General features: G+C 57.3%; 19 protein-coding genes. All 19 read right to left on the reverse strand.

What is annotated here, in order from left to right:
• Positions 1-13 precede the first annotated feature (13 nt).
• Positions 14-2,287 (reverse strand): phage tail tape measure protein, encoded by a 2,274-nt coding sequence (locus tag AC4IC4_RS19645; protein WP_491471749.1) that lies wholly within the window; start codon positions 2,285-2,287, stop codon positions 14-16.
• Positions 2,280-2,399 (reverse strand): GpE family phage tail protein, encoded by a 120-nt coding sequence (locus AC4IC4_RS19650; RefSeq protein WP_023616176.1) that lies wholly within the window; start codon positions 2,397-2,399, stop codon positions 2,280-2,282. The genes AC4IC4_RS19645 and AC4IC4_RS19650 overlap by 8 nt, the downstream gene beginning before the upstream one ends.
• A gap of 32 nt (positions 2,400-2,431) precedes the next feature.
• Positions 2,432-2,740: a phage tail assembly protein gene (locus AC4IC4_RS19655; protein WP_024906448.1), complete on the reverse strand. Its 309-nt coding sequence runs from the start codon at positions 2,738-2,740 to the stop codon at positions 2,432-2,434.
• A gap of 56 nt (positions 2,741-2,796) precedes the next feature.
• Positions 2,797-3,315, reverse strand: coding sequence for a phage major tail tube protein (locus AC4IC4_RS19660; RefSeq protein WP_023309235.1), 519 nt, complete (start codon positions 3,313-3,315; stop codon positions 2,797-2,799).
• Positions 3,316-3,326: 11 nt separating this feature from the next.
• Complete coding sequence (locus AC4IC4_RS19665) at positions 3,327-4,514, reverse strand: phage tail sheath protein (protein ID WP_491471750.1); 1,188 nt, start codon at positions 4,512-4,514, stop codon at positions 3,327-3,329.
• A gap of 124 nt (positions 4,515-4,638) precedes the next feature.
• Positions 4,639-5,160, reverse strand: coding sequence for a tail fiber assembly protein (locus tag AC4IC4_RS19670; RefSeq protein ID WP_491471751.1), 522 nt, complete (start codon positions 5,158-5,160; stop codon positions 4,639-4,641).
• Complete coding sequence (locus AC4IC4_RS19675) at positions 5,157-6,884, reverse strand: phage tail protein (RefSeq protein ID WP_491471752.1); 1,728 nt, start codon at positions 6,882-6,884, stop codon at positions 5,157-5,159. Before AC4IC4_RS19675 ends, AC4IC4_RS19670 begins: the two co-directional genes overlap by 4 nt.
• Positions 6,885-6,895: 11 nt before the next feature.
• The gene (locus tag AC4IC4_RS19680) at positions 6,896-7,426 is read right to left on the reverse strand and encodes a phage tail protein I (protein ID WP_248165531.1); all 531 of its coding nucleotides are present in this window, start codon (positions 7,424-7,426) and stop codon (positions 6,896-6,898) included.
• The gene (locus AC4IC4_RS19685; protein ID WP_024906443.1) at positions 7,419-8,327 is read right to left on the reverse strand and encodes a baseplate assembly protein; all 909 of its coding nucleotides are present in this window, start codon (positions 8,325-8,327) and stop codon (positions 7,419-7,421) included. The genes AC4IC4_RS19680 and AC4IC4_RS19685 overlap by 8 nt, the downstream gene beginning before the upstream one ends.
• A 5-nt stretch (positions 8,328-8,332) precedes the next feature.
• Positions 8,333-8,683 carry a GPW/gp25 family protein gene (locus tag AC4IC4_RS19690; RefSeq protein ID WP_023309241.1) on the reverse strand — a complete coding sequence of 117 codons (351 nt, stop codon included), beginning with the start codon at positions 8,681-8,683 and terminating at the stop codon, positions 8,333-8,335.
• Positions 8,680-9,321, reverse strand: coding sequence for a phage baseplate assembly protein V (locus tag AC4IC4_RS19695; protein ID WP_491471753.1), 642 nt, complete (start codon positions 9,319-9,321; stop codon positions 8,680-8,682). Before AC4IC4_RS19695 ends, AC4IC4_RS19690 begins: the two co-directional genes overlap by 4 nt.
• Positions 9,322-9,433: 112 nt before the next feature.
• Entirely contained in the window at positions 9,434-9,901 is a 468-nt protein-coding gene (locus tag AC4IC4_RS19700; protein ID WP_491471754.1) for a phage tail protein, read from the reverse strand.
• Entirely contained in the window at positions 9,864-10,109 is a 246-nt protein-coding gene (lysC, locus tag AC4IC4_RS19705) for an Rz1-like lysis system protein LysC (protein ID WP_230581841.1), read from the reverse strand. Before lysC ends, AC4IC4_RS19700 begins: the two co-directional genes overlap by 38 nt.
• Entirely contained in the window at positions 9,997-10,422 is a 426-nt protein-coding gene (gene lysB / locus AC4IC4_RS19710) for an Rz-like lysis system protein LysB (protein ID WP_491471755.1), read from the reverse strand. Before lysB ends, lysC begins: the two co-directional genes overlap by 113 nt.
• Positions 10,419-10,928, reverse strand: a complete 510-nt coding sequence (locus tag AC4IC4_RS19715; protein WP_024906439.1) for a lysozyme — start codon at positions 10,926-10,928, stop codon at positions 10,419-10,421. The genes lysB and AC4IC4_RS19715 overlap by 4 nt, the downstream gene beginning before the upstream one ends.
• Positions 10,912-11,133, reverse strand: coding sequence for a phage holin family protein (locus AC4IC4_RS19720; RefSeq protein ID WP_023309247.1), 222 nt, complete (start codon positions 11,131-11,133; stop codon positions 10,912-10,914). The genes AC4IC4_RS19715 and AC4IC4_RS19720 overlap by 17 nt, the downstream gene beginning before the upstream one ends.
• Complete coding sequence (locus AC4IC4_RS19725) at positions 11,124-11,327, reverse strand: tail protein X (RefSeq protein ID WP_024906438.1); 204 nt, start codon at positions 11,325-11,327, stop codon at positions 11,124-11,126. The genes AC4IC4_RS19720 and AC4IC4_RS19725 overlap by 10 nt, the downstream gene beginning before the upstream one ends.
• Positions 11,328-11,505: 178 nt before the next feature.
• Complete coding sequence (locus tag AC4IC4_RS19730; protein WP_024906437.1) at positions 11,506-11,946, reverse strand: DinI-like family protein; 441 nt, start codon at positions 11,944-11,946, stop codon at positions 11,506-11,508.
• Between the two features lie 109 nt (positions 11,947-12,055).
• Complete coding sequence (locus AC4IC4_RS19735) at positions 12,056-14,245, reverse strand: replication endonuclease (RefSeq protein ID WP_491471756.1); 2,190 nt, start codon at positions 14,243-14,245, stop codon at positions 12,056-12,058.

The raw sequence follows: 14,245 nt of genomic DNA on the forward strand, positions 1-14,245 counted from the left end.
TCTCTCCTCAACCTTACATAAAGCTGGCTTGCTGCCGTCTCGCTTTATCCTGTTCAATGCTATCTATTGTCTCCCGGATTTGACGCGTCAGATCCGTTCCTGAGGCCGTGCCCCCCTGCAGCGTGATGTTGTATTCGCTTTTACTCTGATCGACGTAAGAGCGTCCTCCCGGCACGAGGGTTGGCTGATACCCCAGGCCGACGCCCGAGATCCCCGCCACCGGAATGGACGAACTGCCCGCAGAAGAGGATGTCGCGCCTGCTTTTTCCGCCGCGGCATCGAGATTACCCGACTCGTTTTTGATAAGACCGAGTTTCTCCAGCAGCCAGCTGGCCTTGCCGCTCAGGCTGTTAAAGAGATTAAGCGGTGCCATTAACGCATCACCCAGCGCCTGTCCAAAAATCACGCCAGCGTTTTTACAGCCATCCAGCGTTTCCTGCGTCGCCTTGATCGGCGTGATTAAGTCGGTGAACCATTGCCAGATACCGCCCAGCTTCTCCGAGATAGCGTCAAATACCGTCATCACCGGTGAGAACAGCGCACCCAGCGGTGCGAAAGCCGTTGAAAGCCCTTCCATCACTCCGCCAAAGAAGGCGCTGATGGGCTCCCAGTATTTGAAAATCAGTAAGGCGCCGGCGGCAATCGCCGCGCCAAGGGCAATCACCGGCCAGCTAAGTGCGCCCAGCACCGTCATGATGGCGCCGCCCACCACGCTGAATACCGTTCCTAACATCCCGGCCGCGGTGATAACCATATTGACGCCCGTCAGAACCGGGCCGAGAACCGTGCCTACGCCACCCAGTACGCCAGCAAACGCCTGCGCGCCGACAACTACGCTGGCGAGGGTCTGCGTTAGCTCAGGGTTGGCATTCACCCAAAGGGAGGCCGTGCCAAGCCAGCCGGTTGCGGTTGTTATCAGGTTACGCAGAGCGCCATCCGCTTTATCAAATACATCAATCTTCAACCCGTTCCACGCGGCCTGGAATCGGTTGATATCGCCGTCAAGATTATCGGTCTGCACGGAAGCCACGAGCGCGGTACTCCCCTTCGCCCCTTGCAACTGCTGGCGTTTTTCATCAAGCGATCCATCACCCGCGGCGGAAGCCAGCGCCCCCGAGGCTTTTATGGCATCCGGAGTCTGAACATGGCGCAACATCGCGCTGAGCGCGTCCCCGGCGGCGGCGCCTTTCATCCCTTTTTCCGCCAGAACGCCCAGCAGCGCGGTGGTCTCTTCAAGCCCCATACCGGCGGCATCCGCAGCGGGCGCTGCAGAGGTGACGGCCGCCACCATCTCAGCGAGGCTGGTATTCGAAGAGGTAAAACCGCGGGTAAGCACATCTGCGATGCGTCCCGCATCCGCATCGGCCAGGCTATACGCGGCCTGCGTGCTGGCGATCATATCGGCCGCTTTAGCCGCGTCGACATTCCCCGCCAGGCTGAGGTTGACCGTTGGCGCGGTGGCCGCAAGCAGCCCATCGGCGTCATAGCCTGAACGAGTCAGTTCGGTTTGTGCCCGAAGGACCGTATCTGCAGGTACTCCGGTCCTGGCACTGACCTCCCGCGCCTGCTGGCGAATCGCCTCAAGCCGGGAATCCCCCTTCGACAGGCCAAGGTTTGCCTGAATGGCCGACATCTGCTTTTCAACGCTGATGCCTGGCGCCATAAACCGGGACGTCTGGTCAAAGCCCGCTTTGGCCATGCCCACACCCGTATTCGCAAGCTGGCGCACCCGCGCGGTAACGCGTTTGCCTGACTCGTAGCGATTCTGAACGGTACTCAGCCGCTCCTGCTGCTGGTTGACGCGGGCCAGCGCATCCCGCTGTCGGTTAAGCTGCTGCGTTTTTTCGCTGATGTGAGTTCGTAAACGACGCTCATCAGACGAGAGCGTACGCGTGTTGACTCCCGCCTGGGCGAGTTCAGTGCGCTGGCGCTGTACCGAATAGCGTAAGCTGTTGTACTCAAGCTTAAGGTCGGCCGCCGATTTTCGGGCTGCGGACAGCGCATCAGCCTGTGCCTGGGTAGGGTTTTGCGTGTTTTTAAGCTGCACCGCCAGCGCCGCTGCCTGTTGTTTCGCCTGAGCAAGCGACTGCTCCGTCACGGAGAGCTGGGCGTTTGCTTTCCTGAAGCCGTTAATACGCCCCGCCTGCTCATCAAGCGCCCCCAACGCCGTCTGCGAATCGTGGATATCGCTTGCGAGAGTGACGCTGGCGTTCTGGAGAGCGTTAAGCGGTCGGGTTGCCCGGTCGACTGCCTTAAGCAGCTCCTGAAGACTGACATTATTACTCATGGTGGTTTCCGCTTCGCTGCAGCGCTTTTTCGCGCCATAAGAGGAGTTCGGTCACGCTCAGGGAGTACAGTTCTGACGGCGGCCAGTGAAAAATCACCGCGATATCCGCCATCAGATCGTCGACCGACAGATTTTCGGGAAATTTCAGCGAGCCGAAGCCGGTGACAAAAAACCGATCACCTTACCTGCAAAAGAGAGCAGATCGCAGGCATCCAGGCGCGCAACCTCATGCTCGGTCAGCGCCGGAGAGGTCATTCGCGGCAGCACCTTAATCAGCGCATCAACGTCGGATTGCGCCAGCGACGCCAGCGATACCCCGCGCAGGGTTCCCGCATTGGGTTTAGAAACCGTCACCTGTTCAATTTTCTGCTCACCGCGCTGAACGGGGCTATCAAGCGTGACGATATGTGGGTTTTCACTTTCGTGCATGGCGGTCTCGTTGATATTTTCCATTTCGTTACTCTTCAGAAAGTTAACTCACCGGCCGGTAATCCCGGCCGGTTAAAGGGTTACAGGCCGATGGCCTTACGGTGTTCTGCCAGACGATCGACGCCGTCGACTTTCAGCACCATGTTGATGATGTCGATCTCGATGATCTCTTTGCCATCAATGGTCAGCTGGTAGTACGCGCACTCGGTGGACATCTTGGTGGTGCCGCTCTCGCCCTGCTTGTTTTCACCGCCATCGAACTCTTTATGACGGCCGCGCATGACGATTTCGACGGCGGAGATTTCGCCGGTATCATCGCGCTGATAAGAGCCGGTAAAGCGCAGCGGCACGCTGTCCGCGCCCGGAGAGGCATACTGCGCCCACAGCGCGGCGTCCGGCAGACCGCCAACGGTCCACTCCAGCGCCAGGGCATCATCGTCCAGACCGAGGTCGACAGAGACCGAGCCCGGCATACCGCCGCCGCGATACTTCTCCAGCTTGCGGGTAAGCTTCGGTAGGGTCACAGACTCAACAACGCCCATATAGCTCAGGCCATCGTTGAACATATTCAGGTATTTAAGTTTGCGTGGTAACGCCATGCTGCAGCTCCTTAGCTATTAACCGAATCTGACAGGTCTGCCAGATAGGTATCGGTGATGCGCTGGCGCAGAGTCAGATTTTCCAGCGGCGGGACAGGGGTGTAGTCGTAATCGATATACAGTTTCCCCGCTTTCAGGGTTGATGCATCGTTAGACTCAGGGTCATACCAGCAGGAGCCGTCGACGATATAGCCGTTTGTTTTCAGCTCGCGGAACTTGGCATTAATACCGGAAACGATGTCGCGGATAAGCGTTGGCGTGATGGGTTTATCCATCGCCCACGCGTGCGCTTCCGCCATGGTATCGGCCAGCACCTGCGCGGTACGGGTGTAGTTTTCAAAGACGAATAACGGGTCGTCAGAGCAGGTACGGTTACCCCAGAATTTGAAGCCGTCGTTGCGAATCAGCGTGGTGACGCCCGCCTGGTTAAGCAGGTTCGCATCGGTAGCCTGTTCCTGCAGATCCCAGGAGACAGAGGCGCTTACGCCCGTGACGCCGTTGACGCCAACGTTTGACAGGGTTTTATGCCAGCCGATGGTCTGGTCGATTTTGGCGCGCAGGCCAAGCGCGCGGGCGGTTGCCCAGGCCGTCGTCGTTGCGTTCGTGGTGGTATCCCATGCCAGAAAATCAGGGTGAATAACCATCAGCTCGCGCTGGCTGAAGTTTTTGCGGTAGTCGATCGCGTCAGAAATGGTTTTACGGCCCCATGCGCTGACATAGCCGAACGCGCGCAGGCTCTGGCACATCGCGGCCAGTGCGGTCGCCACTTCCTGAGAATCCAGCCCCGGGACGCCGAGAATACGTGGCTTAACGCCGGTCACTGTTTTCGCGGTCAGAAGCGCCTTCAGACCGGTATATTTACCGTTTTCATCAGTGGTACCGATGATGTTGGAAACGGTCTGTTTGCGCGCCTCTTCCGGTGTTTCAGCGGTGCCTTCAGCCACGCGAACAACAACGACAACCGGTTTACACTGGTCAGCGATCGCCTGCAGAGAAGCGGACAGCGTCCCCGCCTTGCCGGCTTTCGCAATCGCATTTTGCACGTTGGTAATGAGCACGGGCTCGTTTAAAGGAAATGTCTTGTCGTCAGCATCGCTGGCCGTACAGACCATACCGATGATTGCCGTCGAGACGGTGGAAATGGTGCGGGTGCCATCGTTGATTTCGATAACTTCCACGCCGTGGTGATAGTCGCCCATCCGGTTAACTCCTTCGTTTAGTGGTGAGGCTATTGTCTGTGGAGTGCGTGATTGATGCGACGTATTGGGGTTGGGGAAAGGATTACACAACAAACGAAAAACCCTCCGGATGGAGGGCTTGGGGTCAGGCTGGGCGTTCGGGCCAGTCGATAGCTGGGGCAGTACTGAGATCCAGCCGGTTTAGCATCACCCGATAGCGCTTCCAGAGTAACAGCGAGGCAGCTTCCTCATCTGTTACAATGCCAAGATCGGAGGCATCCTGGAGTGGGGCAATAATATCTGAAGCTTCGGCAAGTAATTCACTTCTTCGGGTTTCCGCCTGTTGAATCAATTCCTCCCGGCTCAACTGGCGTGGAATAATTTCAGTGCCATTCCACATCCACTCGCCGTGTATATTAAGACCTTTAGGCACGTCTGTTAGGTCAACTTCTGAAACTGACATACCCAGCGGAAAAAGCCGATCTACCTGTTCGCTAAAAGAACGAATGACATTATTTTTGTCGTAGCATATTTTCAAACTATCGGGCTGAAAGCGGGACATATGATAATACCAATCCAGCCCTTCTTCTGACTGAAGGAAAATTGCGTTAAACATAAAGTCTTTATATTCTGGTTCATATTGAACGAAATTTTTAAGTGTAATCATGCTGTATGACCTACAGTAATCCATCCGATATTAGACATGTACTTCTGAATTGGGCGGTAGAAAATCGTATCGCCACCGGGGTTATCGCCTTCAAAGTTATAACCTGTCATGGCACATCCTGGAGGGACACGCTGCCAGGCATTTCTTACAATCGTGAATCCCCCCTCCGCCCCCATTGCGACATCACGGACAAAGTATTGCAGCGTCCAGTCCTGCCTTGCATAAGGACTTAAATCTTGTTGTGGGGGCGGGTTATTTGATGAATAAACTCGAACCGCTCCGCCTGATTCAAATACTCCTTGTCCTGAGTAGATATTTCCACTACTCGCAATCGCTCCATCTGGAGCAACTGTTGCCAGGAGACGATTGTTGAGCCATATAGCAAATCCAGTAGCGTCGGTGCCTCCACCCCTCGTCAGGCCGATAGCCATCGAATTGTCGTACCATTCGAATATAGCGCCAGAAACAATCCCACCGGGTCCTCCTGGCTGAGCGCTAATAAGCACTGAAGAGTTTCTTTCAGTAGGTACCGTTCCTACCCTGCCAAATCTGAAGGTACCGTTATAATCTCCGCCAGAGGCTGATACCGCATTAACATCGACAGCATTGGGCTTATTACCGGTATGATAAATCTTCTGCCAACCTCCCCACGTACTATTGTCACCATTAAGCGCACGAAATTTAAGCTGTTTCCCACCATCGCTATAAGATGCAGCGTATTGAACCCGGTAACCACCCAGCCCGCCGACATCAAGAATCGTCGCCTCATAACCTGGCGAATTGGTTGCATTCGAATAACAAAAACTCACCGAGTTGGGCGGCAGAGCATCGGCATTTGAAAGTCCCGTACCGGCTCTTGCAGATACAGATCTGATAGCTACTGCACCACCATTAACCAGCAACCGACCAGGAGTTATATCGTCAGGCGCCTCCTGGGCATTTTTGGTCGCAGCGGTACCCTGGCTATTCCTGAGTTTAATGAGGTCATCACTAACCGTTTTCACAGCCTTGGGTGTCGCAGCAAGGGCCTCAGACGCACTATCGGTCGCACTGCTAAGCTGAACAATCCCCTTTTGTCCGGTAGTCGCATCCTGAGCCGTATACTTCCCACTGGCGAGGTCGTAGGCAGCCTTGACCGCTTTCGGCGTTGCGGCCAGCGCTTCAGACACACTATCAGTCGCACTACTGAGCTGCGTAAACCCTTTAGCCGTTAGCGTGGCATCGGGATGGCGACGAGACTGCTCATGCTCCTCAAGCTTCTCATCAACGTACTCCTGGGTCGCCATCACCGTAGACGTATCTATCGAGAGCTCGACCGAGGCGATATCACTGACCATGATCACCATTCTCACGGTCTGCGCGCGGCCTGACCCTTCCTCAAGTTTCGGCTTATAACTTTCCGCCATGTTGCCGACGGCAATCAGCGTACCGGTGTCATCGTAAAGCCCCATCTCACGCATCCAGAAACCACCCGCTTCGGGAGGAATGAGAAGCTCCGCGATCACATAGTTCAGCTTTTTGTTGTCCTGGCTGATTTTATTCAGCCCATGGCGCCAGACTTCATTAACCAGCTTCGTCTGCCCGGCATCAGGCACCGGCAACGTGCCGCCACCGTCACCCACGGCCATCGCCGTAAAATTGACTTTCTTGCCGTTCGGGACGGTCGCGGCAGCCAGTTTTTCGGCACCGGCTTTGGTGATAACCGTTTTATATTTCACTGTCATAGTGCTCTCACTTATCCGGGATAAACCGTGATGATGTCGCCGTCATAGCTCAGGGCACCGGTATAGAGATAACCGGGAATGTCCTGGATGATATTCAGGCCAATAAGGTGGCGGCTGGCAGGCTTCGCATCGGCAATAAGCCTCTCCATTTCGTAATACATTTCCTCAGTGATGCCCGTTTCTAACACGCCGATATCAAGGCGGAAGGTGCCGGGCGGATCGTTGGTTTGCCACCACTCGGTAACGTTAATCAGATAGCCAAGCGGCTCCACCACGCGACGTACGGCGCCAATCGTTCCCTTGTGGGCATGAATAAACCACGCGGCGCGGATCACCTCCCGCTTGGTGGCCTCCGGCCAGTTCTCATCCCAGCGGTCAACGGAAAACGCCCACGCCAGCCAGGGCAGCAAATTCGCCGGACAGGTATCCGCACTCCAGAGATGGCGCAGCGGAACCGGCGTATTTTCGATGTCCGCGCAGGCGCGCGCCGCAGCGACCTCAAGCGCCGATGAGCCAACCGGTAACAGGCGTGTATTACTCATCGTTTCCCCCCACGATTACGCTGTAGTGGCTGCACCATGAGGCCTGCGTTTCATCAAGCACAATGTCAGCCGCGGGTGCGGTCAGTTCCACCCGCTGCACCCCTTCCACATGAAGGGCCGCGTAAATGGCGGACTTGCGGATATCGCGTCCCAGCCGATGCTGAGCCGTGATGTAGGCCTGTAACCGGGCTCTTGCCGCATTGAGTACCGGTTCACTTTCGGGGCCGGGAAAAAGGAAAAGCGATGCTTCAATGCTGTAGTCGACAATGTTGGCCGACTGGACGGTCACCCGGTCGGCGACGGGCCTGACATCCTCATCGTTCAGCGCATTGCGAACAATGGCGAGCAGTTCCTCAGATGCTATGCCGTTATTCTCCCGGGAGAGCACGGAGACCGTGACGTTTGCCGGCTGTGGGCTAATGACGGAAATGTCCGCCACCCGGCCATCTGCACTGCGGCCATGGAACTGATACGCGCCCGTCGAACCGGCCACGCTCAGCCCTTCCGGCGCCTGCTGGATGCGCAGACGAAAGTCGGTATCGGACTCCATCACAGCCGGAGTGGGCGGTAACGTGGTGTCGTCGGCAGGGGTAATAGTCAGACGCGCAAGGTTAGCGTTTGCCCCAATCTGGTCCAGATCGCTGCCCGCCGCGTAGGCCAACATGACCGCCCGTGCAGCCTCGTTAACCCGCTGGCGCCAGATGACTTCCCGGTAGGCGTTTTCCTGCAGCAGCTTCACAATCGGCTCTGACTCCAGTGTCAGCGTCCGTGCAATCGCCTCTCGCTCCTCTTCCGGATAGAGAGAGACAAAGGTGGCCTTTCGTTCTGCCAACAGCGTTTCATAATCCACCTCCTCCACGACATCAGGCGCGGCGAGCTGGCTCAGATCAACAATAGCCATAGCGTTTAACTCAGTGAAATGGTGATAGAAAAGGATTGTCCGGAGGTCGGGCGCGTGCCGGTGATATCGACATACAACGTCCCGTCGTTCTCCGAACGTTCGAAAGTGATGGCCGTCAGGCTTATCCGCGGCTCCCATTTCTGGATGGCGGAATAGCATGCGGCCATGATCTGCAGGCGCAGCGCCGGGCTCTGCGGCCTGTCGATCATCGCCGCCAGCAGCGAGCCGTAATCCCGCCGCATGACCCGCGAACCAATCGGCGTGACCAGGATGTCGCGCACGCTTTGCCGAATGTGTTCAGCCTCTGAAATGCTCAGCCCGGTCTGCCTGTTCATTCCCCTGTAACGCACCGTCATTGTGTCCCCTTAGTCCAGCTTCCGCCGCTTTGCACACTGCCGTGCGCGTGGTTGTCCACCTGCACCCCGTTGGAGGTGAATTTACCGCCGGAATGCTCAATATTTCCGGCCATCACACCGCCCTTCTGCACTTCCAGCGAGGCGGTAATTAACTTGTTGGTACACACCACTTCAGGCGTATCCAGCGTGATGCGGGATGTTGACGTCACCCGCACCTCCGGCACGGTGGCGGTCAGCGATTCAGAGGCGGTAATGTCGGCAGTTTTAATGCCTGCAACCGTCAGCGCCCCGCGCCCGGGTTCGTACTCGATCACCGCGCCGTCCGGAAACGAGACGTGGAACGCATCAGGTGACTCGGACGGTGCCGGATGGTCGTCCGAGAAAATGCCGGGCAACACAAAGGCGGTATCAAGCTCACCGCCGATGGCCAGCAGCAGCACCTGCTCTCCCTCGGAAGGGGCCCACCACACGCGCGAACGTCCCGCACGACAGGTTAGCCAGTTCAGCCAGGTGGTTTTCATCCCGCCGGTCTGGACACGACAAAGCCCTCTGTTGAGGTCAACGTCGGTCACAACACCGATACGAATCAGGTTGCGGATCGCGCGAGCGATACCGTTCATGGAAGTTAATGTATTCATGAGAAGAGAATGCCGTTCAGGAGGAACGGCAGCAACGAGACGGGGTTTTCTGCGGGATGATACAACAAGCGGTCCAGACAGCAGGCGGCTGGCGGCCTTCAGCGCGGGAAGCTTAATCCTTCCACTGGCTGACCAGCTCACCGTTGATGTACAACGCCTTCGGACGCGTGACGGGCTCCGGCAGCGGCGGCTCCGGGGAATACGTCGCGTGCAGAGCGCCCTGCTCCTGAGTGACAAGAATGCGCTCGGTCAATTGCACGCTGATGGTGATATCCATCGTATCGTCATCGTTTAAGACGAGCGTGAAGGTGTATCCGTTTTTGCGTCCTTCATCGAGGGTAAAAATGTCCGGCTGGTTTTCCCGCAGCCAGGCCAGCACTGGGACAAAAAATCCCTCGCTGTCGCCGCTGAAACCGCTGACCTTCGCGTTCAGCACATACCGCTTTTCAAAGGAGAGCGAGGAGGCAAGTCGGGCGTCTATATTGCCGCTTCCGACCGACATCTGCAGGCGCTCCGGGTTGGCATTCAGTTGGGGGATCGCGTCAATTAATGCCTGACGCAGGCTCTTGAGTTTGTGCATCGAGTTTATCCTGACAGTCTTTTATGGTTTCAACCTGCAGCGCGCAGGCGATAAGGGCGTACTCCAGCCTGCGAATATCGGCGCTGAGATCGCCGTTAGTGGCGGGTTCGCTTCCCGGCATCGGGCAGCGGCTCACCTTCGGGCAGGCGTTGTAAACAATGGGCTGCGGAGGCACAGGCGGTGCGGGTGTGCAACCTGCGGACAGCATCAGGCAGCTGAGCGGTATACCAGCGGCGTAACGCTTCATTTTCATTGAGTAATCTCCCGATAGTCGCTTCCCGTCTTGCCCTCTCCTCGCCCGCAGTAACAAGCTCCTCACGGAGCCTGACCTGGGCGTTTTCATTTGCTCTGGCCATCCGCTGCGACAGGGACAGCTGATGGTTAAGCGTGGCGAGGGCCGTTTTTTGCTCGCTGGCGACCCGGTTGGCCGTGGCTAAAGAATGGGACAGGGTCTGGTTGTCATGACGAAGCCACAGCGCGATCGCCAGTAGTCCGGCCAGCATCAGCATGAGGACTCTCATGGCAGCCCCTTCATGCACCAGGCCTTCTCGCGGACACGACGATTTTCCAGCCCGGTATTTTTGACGCCGTTGACGTACACCCAGCGGGTAAGCTGCCCGCACGCCTGTGACCACTGTTTACGTTTGATAAAGGAGACCAGAGTCGAACGGCAGGCGGCGCCTGCGCCGACGTTAAAGGAAAAACTTACCAGCGCGTCGTAGACCCGCGGCGGCATCTCCACCGGCGCGCACGCCGCCAGACGACGCTCAACGTTGAGCACATCAGCGACCAGATTTACCGCGGCCTCACGCTCGGTAATGTCCCGCGTCGGCACGACGTTTGCCGTGTGACCAATGCCTGACGTCCATACGCCAGCGCTGCACCGGTAGGGCGAGAGGCGACATCCTTCGAGATCGGCAATCAGCGCCAGCCCCTCCGGGGAGGTTTTCAGTAATCGAAAGTCAGGCATCAGCACCGCCAGGGCCAGCACGCCGGCGACGCTGCAACGCTTAATGATTGAGTTCACGAATGCTCTTCTTATCGAGGCCCAGAGACTGGAGGTAGCGCCAGGTTTTGCGCTTAAACCAGTAATTCGTCAGCGCGGTAAAAATGGCGCAAAGGCTCCCCACGTACAGCGCAACCTTTTCAGGAGACATCGCCCCGAACCAGGCCAGCGCCACGGCCAGCCAGTAGGCGATAACCGTGGTGATTTTCTCCAGGCTCAGTCCCATAGGTTTACGGATTCTTTGGTGGGGGCGCTATTCACCTCCGGCATCTCTACCGGCGTGCCGTGAGGCAAAATAACGCCTGACTCCGCGAGGCCAGGATTGGCCTTCAGAACGGCTTCTACGACGCCAGCCGTGCGCCCATAATAGCGGGCGCAAACGGCATCAAGCGTGTCCCCCTGCATTGCATAGATCTTCATCAGACGCTCCCAACATCCGGTTACCAGGTACTGTAGAGTTTCCCGGGCCGGCGGTCTTTTCGCTATCGCTGACGGATGGACAATCTCGGACACAACAGACCGTCCACAAGCAGCGAAGCGTGGGTCGACGAAAGCGCAAAATCTGAATGAGGGTGTACGTTCGGGCTATGACGCTGGGCTAACGCCAGCTCTCGTCTTCCCAGACTTCCCGGAGAATATTATCCAGCATTTCGCGATCGGCCTCTCCTTCAAGCCCCTGGAGCTCGACTCCCGTCACCGATCCTATTTTCACGCTCACCCGCGATGACGGAAACAGGGATCGTATTCTGCGGGTCAGTTCGCACTGAAAGGCTTCAACGACGGCATGGCCAATCTGCTGATCTTTATCGAGCGTAATGTTCACCCGAACGTTACCCTCTTTTTTGATTCGTTCCGGAACAGGCGATGCTGAGAAAACAACGGTAAATGCGTTGTTCTTGATTAAATTTCCCCGCGCAATCTCAGCAATCAAATTCAGGGCAATCTCACGATCTCTTTCCTGACATGTTCCTTCTGTCGTCAGTCGCGCAATCATCTCGACGCGTTCAATCATGACCTGCTCGTTCAACTCTCTGTCCACACAACCTCCACCACGAGATACTGTATAAACATACAGTATCACGTATTCATAAAAAGAGTGAAGCGAAAAATCAGAACCCTTCACGGTATGTACATGATATGGATGGAGATTAGCGGGCTCTCTGAGCGAAGAGATCCGTTAAATACCCAATACGTTCAAGGATTTTCCGCGCCTTGTGCTGATAAGAACGCGCTGCCGGAAAGAGCGATCCGTCAGCTGCGCCTCTGCACCATTTGTTGTTAAAGCGGCTAACGCCGCCAGCCATAAGATGCAGGGCCTCTCCACGGCTGATGGCGATTCCGGTGGCGAGCCGTATCTCATCGATCACCTTCTCCGGAACCCCGTTCTGCGGGTCGCTCGCGAAGACGATGGGCGACGACGCGCCAGGGCGGATGAATTTGATACGTTCGGTTAACGCCCGCCTCGCACGCCTGCTGAGGGGTTGAGAAAGATCGGTCTGCGTACAGTTATTGACAGAACTCCGAGAGGATACAGGTGCGTCCTTAAGATCCGCGGCCCGCTTCGGCACAATTTTCCACTGCGTGAGTCGGGTTATAATTGGGCTGCCCGCGCCAACGGCAGAATCATACACGCCGCGGATGCGGACCGTTTCCTCGCCGTACTGGTTAAACCCGGCGCCCGGCTCATACAGGGTGCGCACCTGTAAATCATCGCGACGCACAAACGGGCCGCCCTGTGCAGTAACGTATCCCGCCCAGTTGCCGGCGTCGGCAGCCTCATGGACGGCAGCAAACTCGACGCTCAGACCGCGCGCGGCCTCGGGATCCGCCAGACGTCGCAGCTCGCGGTAGACCGTTACCGGCGCGCCGCCGATAAACTGAAACTGGCGAATGTGCCAGCGCCCCGCCCAGGCCGACACAACAGACGCCGTCTCCTTCAGCAGCCCGCCGCTTTCGCTATCGGTCTCGCCATCGAGCGCATAGCCGTCGATATTCTTTGAGATGTATTTGGCAATATAGCCGGTAGCACTGCCTTTCTGCGGATCGATCGCGTCCGCGTGAAAGCGCGCCTGTCTGACGCTTTCGCTCTGCAGCTCAGCGGCATCCTCCTGCCGCGCGTAGTCTCCGATAATCCGGCGAACGCATTCGACATCTTCCGGCAGCATAAACATCAGCATGTGCCAGTGGGGCGTACCGTCGTGATGGGGTTCCGCAACGCGGATACCAAAAATACGGATCCCATCACGGTGGAGCTTTGCGCGGATGCGCGCCCACAGTCGGGTGAGGTAGCCTTGCGTATCCGCCGGACTGGCCCCGCTCCACTTCGCGTTGGGGTAGCCTGATTTCAGCGTCGCGTGATACTGCGCGGGTGCGGTTAAGGTATAGAACTCGCCCACATAGCCCAGCGCCTCACAGATATTTTCAAATCCGCGGATACGGGTCATCAGTTCACAGCGTCGTATCGCCGGGTTGGCCACCGAGCTATCGAATTTTTCAATCAGGCTGATGCGGTTGCCCTCTTCATCTTCCAGCTCCATGCCCTTGAGAAATTCGCGGGTGCGGCGCTTCTGCTCGCGCCACTCGGTCACGCAGCGTTTGCTCGCATACGCCGTTCTCCGTTTGCTGACGTTGCCGAGGGCAATCTGCAAATGCTCGCGCCAGGCCGCCGCGACCCGACGCAGACGCCCGCGCCACCACGCCTCGGAAAACATGCGGATCACCGCCGCGGCAACGTCATCTTTGTCGAAACACGTCTTCGACACGTGCTCCCAGTGCGGAGGCGACACGTTGAACTGCCGGGCGATCAGTCCGGCGCGCTGATACCAGACGTACAGCGTCTGGTATTCACCCATCTCAGCATCGTTAATATTCGCCAGCTCGCCGCGAATAAAGCTGGCGATATCGGCGGCCAGCAGGTCGATGTCCGCGCGGGACATATCCGGCAGACGGTTATAGCGGGCAACCAGTTCGACCATTCGCGAGGCAAGGTACTGCAGAAGCTGGGTATCGAAATGGCCGTCAAACACGGCTCGGGAGACTGCTTCATGCAAACCTGCGCAGGCATAGCGTTCAGAGACCCGCCGCAGGCGAGGTAACATTCTTTTGCAGAAGCGGATCAAAAAGGCGTTAGCCTGCGGGCTGCCACGATGCTGTTCGAGGGCGTCAAACGCGCGCCAGACCTCAAAACGCACGCAGTCAGGCTGCTGTGAAAGAGCCATTCTTGCCTGCTTCAGCGCCGCGAAGAAGCGATCGCGGCGCTGCTGTTGGGCATGGGTGAGATAAGGGCTGGCAATGGCCGACCGTGGGGCATTCCACGGATAAGCAAATGACGTCGCCAA

Source organism: Enterobacter sp. Taxon_2 (assembly GCF_058355295.1).

Excerpts from the sequence above, each read along its gene's own strand:
- AC4IC4_RS19700 (WP_491471754.1), bottom strand. The coding sequence starts at position 9,901 with ATGCACAAACTCAAGAGCCTGCGTCAGGCATTAATTGACGCGATCCCC.
- AC4IC4_RS19655 (WP_024906448.1), bottom strand. The coding sequence starts at position 2,740 with ATGGAAAATATCAACGAGACCGCCATGCACGAAAGTGAAAACCCACAT.
- AC4IC4_RS19685 (WP_024906443.1), bottom strand. The coding sequence starts at position 8,327 with ATGGCTATTGTTGATCTGAGCCAGCTCGCCGCGCCTGATGTCGTGGAG.
- AC4IC4_RS19725 (WP_024906438.1), bottom strand. The coding sequence starts at position 11,327 with ATGAAGATCTATGCAATGCAGGGGGACACGCTTGATGCCGTTTGCGCC.
- lysC (WP_230581841.1), bottom strand. The coding sequence starts at position 10,109 with ATGCTGTCCGCAGGTTGCACACCCGCACCGCCTGTGCCTCCGCAGCCC.
- AC4IC4_RS19650 (WP_023616176.1), bottom strand. The coding sequence starts at position 2,399 with ATGGCGGATATCGCGGTGATTTTTCACTGGCCGCCGTCAGAACTGTAC.
- AC4IC4_RS19695 (WP_491471753.1), bottom strand. The coding sequence starts at position 9,321 with ATGAATACATTAACTTCCATGAACGGTATCGCTCGCGCGATCCGCAAC.
- lysB (WP_491471755.1), bottom strand. The coding sequence starts at position 10,422 with ATGAGAGTCCTCATGCTGATGCTGGCCGGACTACTGGCGATCGCGCTG.
- AC4IC4_RS19680 (WP_248165531.1), bottom strand. The coding sequence starts at position 7,426 with ATGAGTAATACACGCCTGTTACCGGTTGGCTCATCGGCGCTTGAGGTC.
- AC4IC4_RS19720 (WP_023309247.1), bottom strand. The coding sequence starts at position 11,133 with ATGGGACTGAGCCTGGAGAAAATCACCACGGTTATCGCCTACTGGCTG.
- AC4IC4_RS19665 (WP_491471750.1), bottom strand. The coding sequence starts at position 4,514 with ATGGGCGACTATCACCACGGCGTGGAAGTTATCGAAATCAACGATGGC.
- AC4IC4_RS19645 (WP_491471749.1), bottom strand. The coding sequence starts at position 2,287 with ATGAGTAATAATGTCAGTCTTCAGGAGCTGCTTAAGGCAGTCGACCGG.
- AC4IC4_RS19675 (WP_491471752.1), bottom strand. The coding sequence starts at position 6,884 with ATGACAGTGAAATATAAAACGGTTATCACCAAAGCCGGTGCCGAAAAA.
- AC4IC4_RS19670 (WP_491471751.1), bottom strand. The coding sequence starts at position 5,160 with ATGATTACACTTAAAAATTTCGTTCAATATGAACCAGAATATAAAGAC.
- AC4IC4_RS19690 (WP_023309241.1), bottom strand. The coding sequence starts at position 8,683 with ATGACGGTGCGTTACAGGGGAATGAACAGGCAGACCGGGCTGAGCATT.
- AC4IC4_RS19660 (WP_023309235.1), bottom strand. The coding sequence starts at position 3,315 with ATGGCGTTACCACGCAAACTTAAATACCTGAATATGTTCAACGATGGC.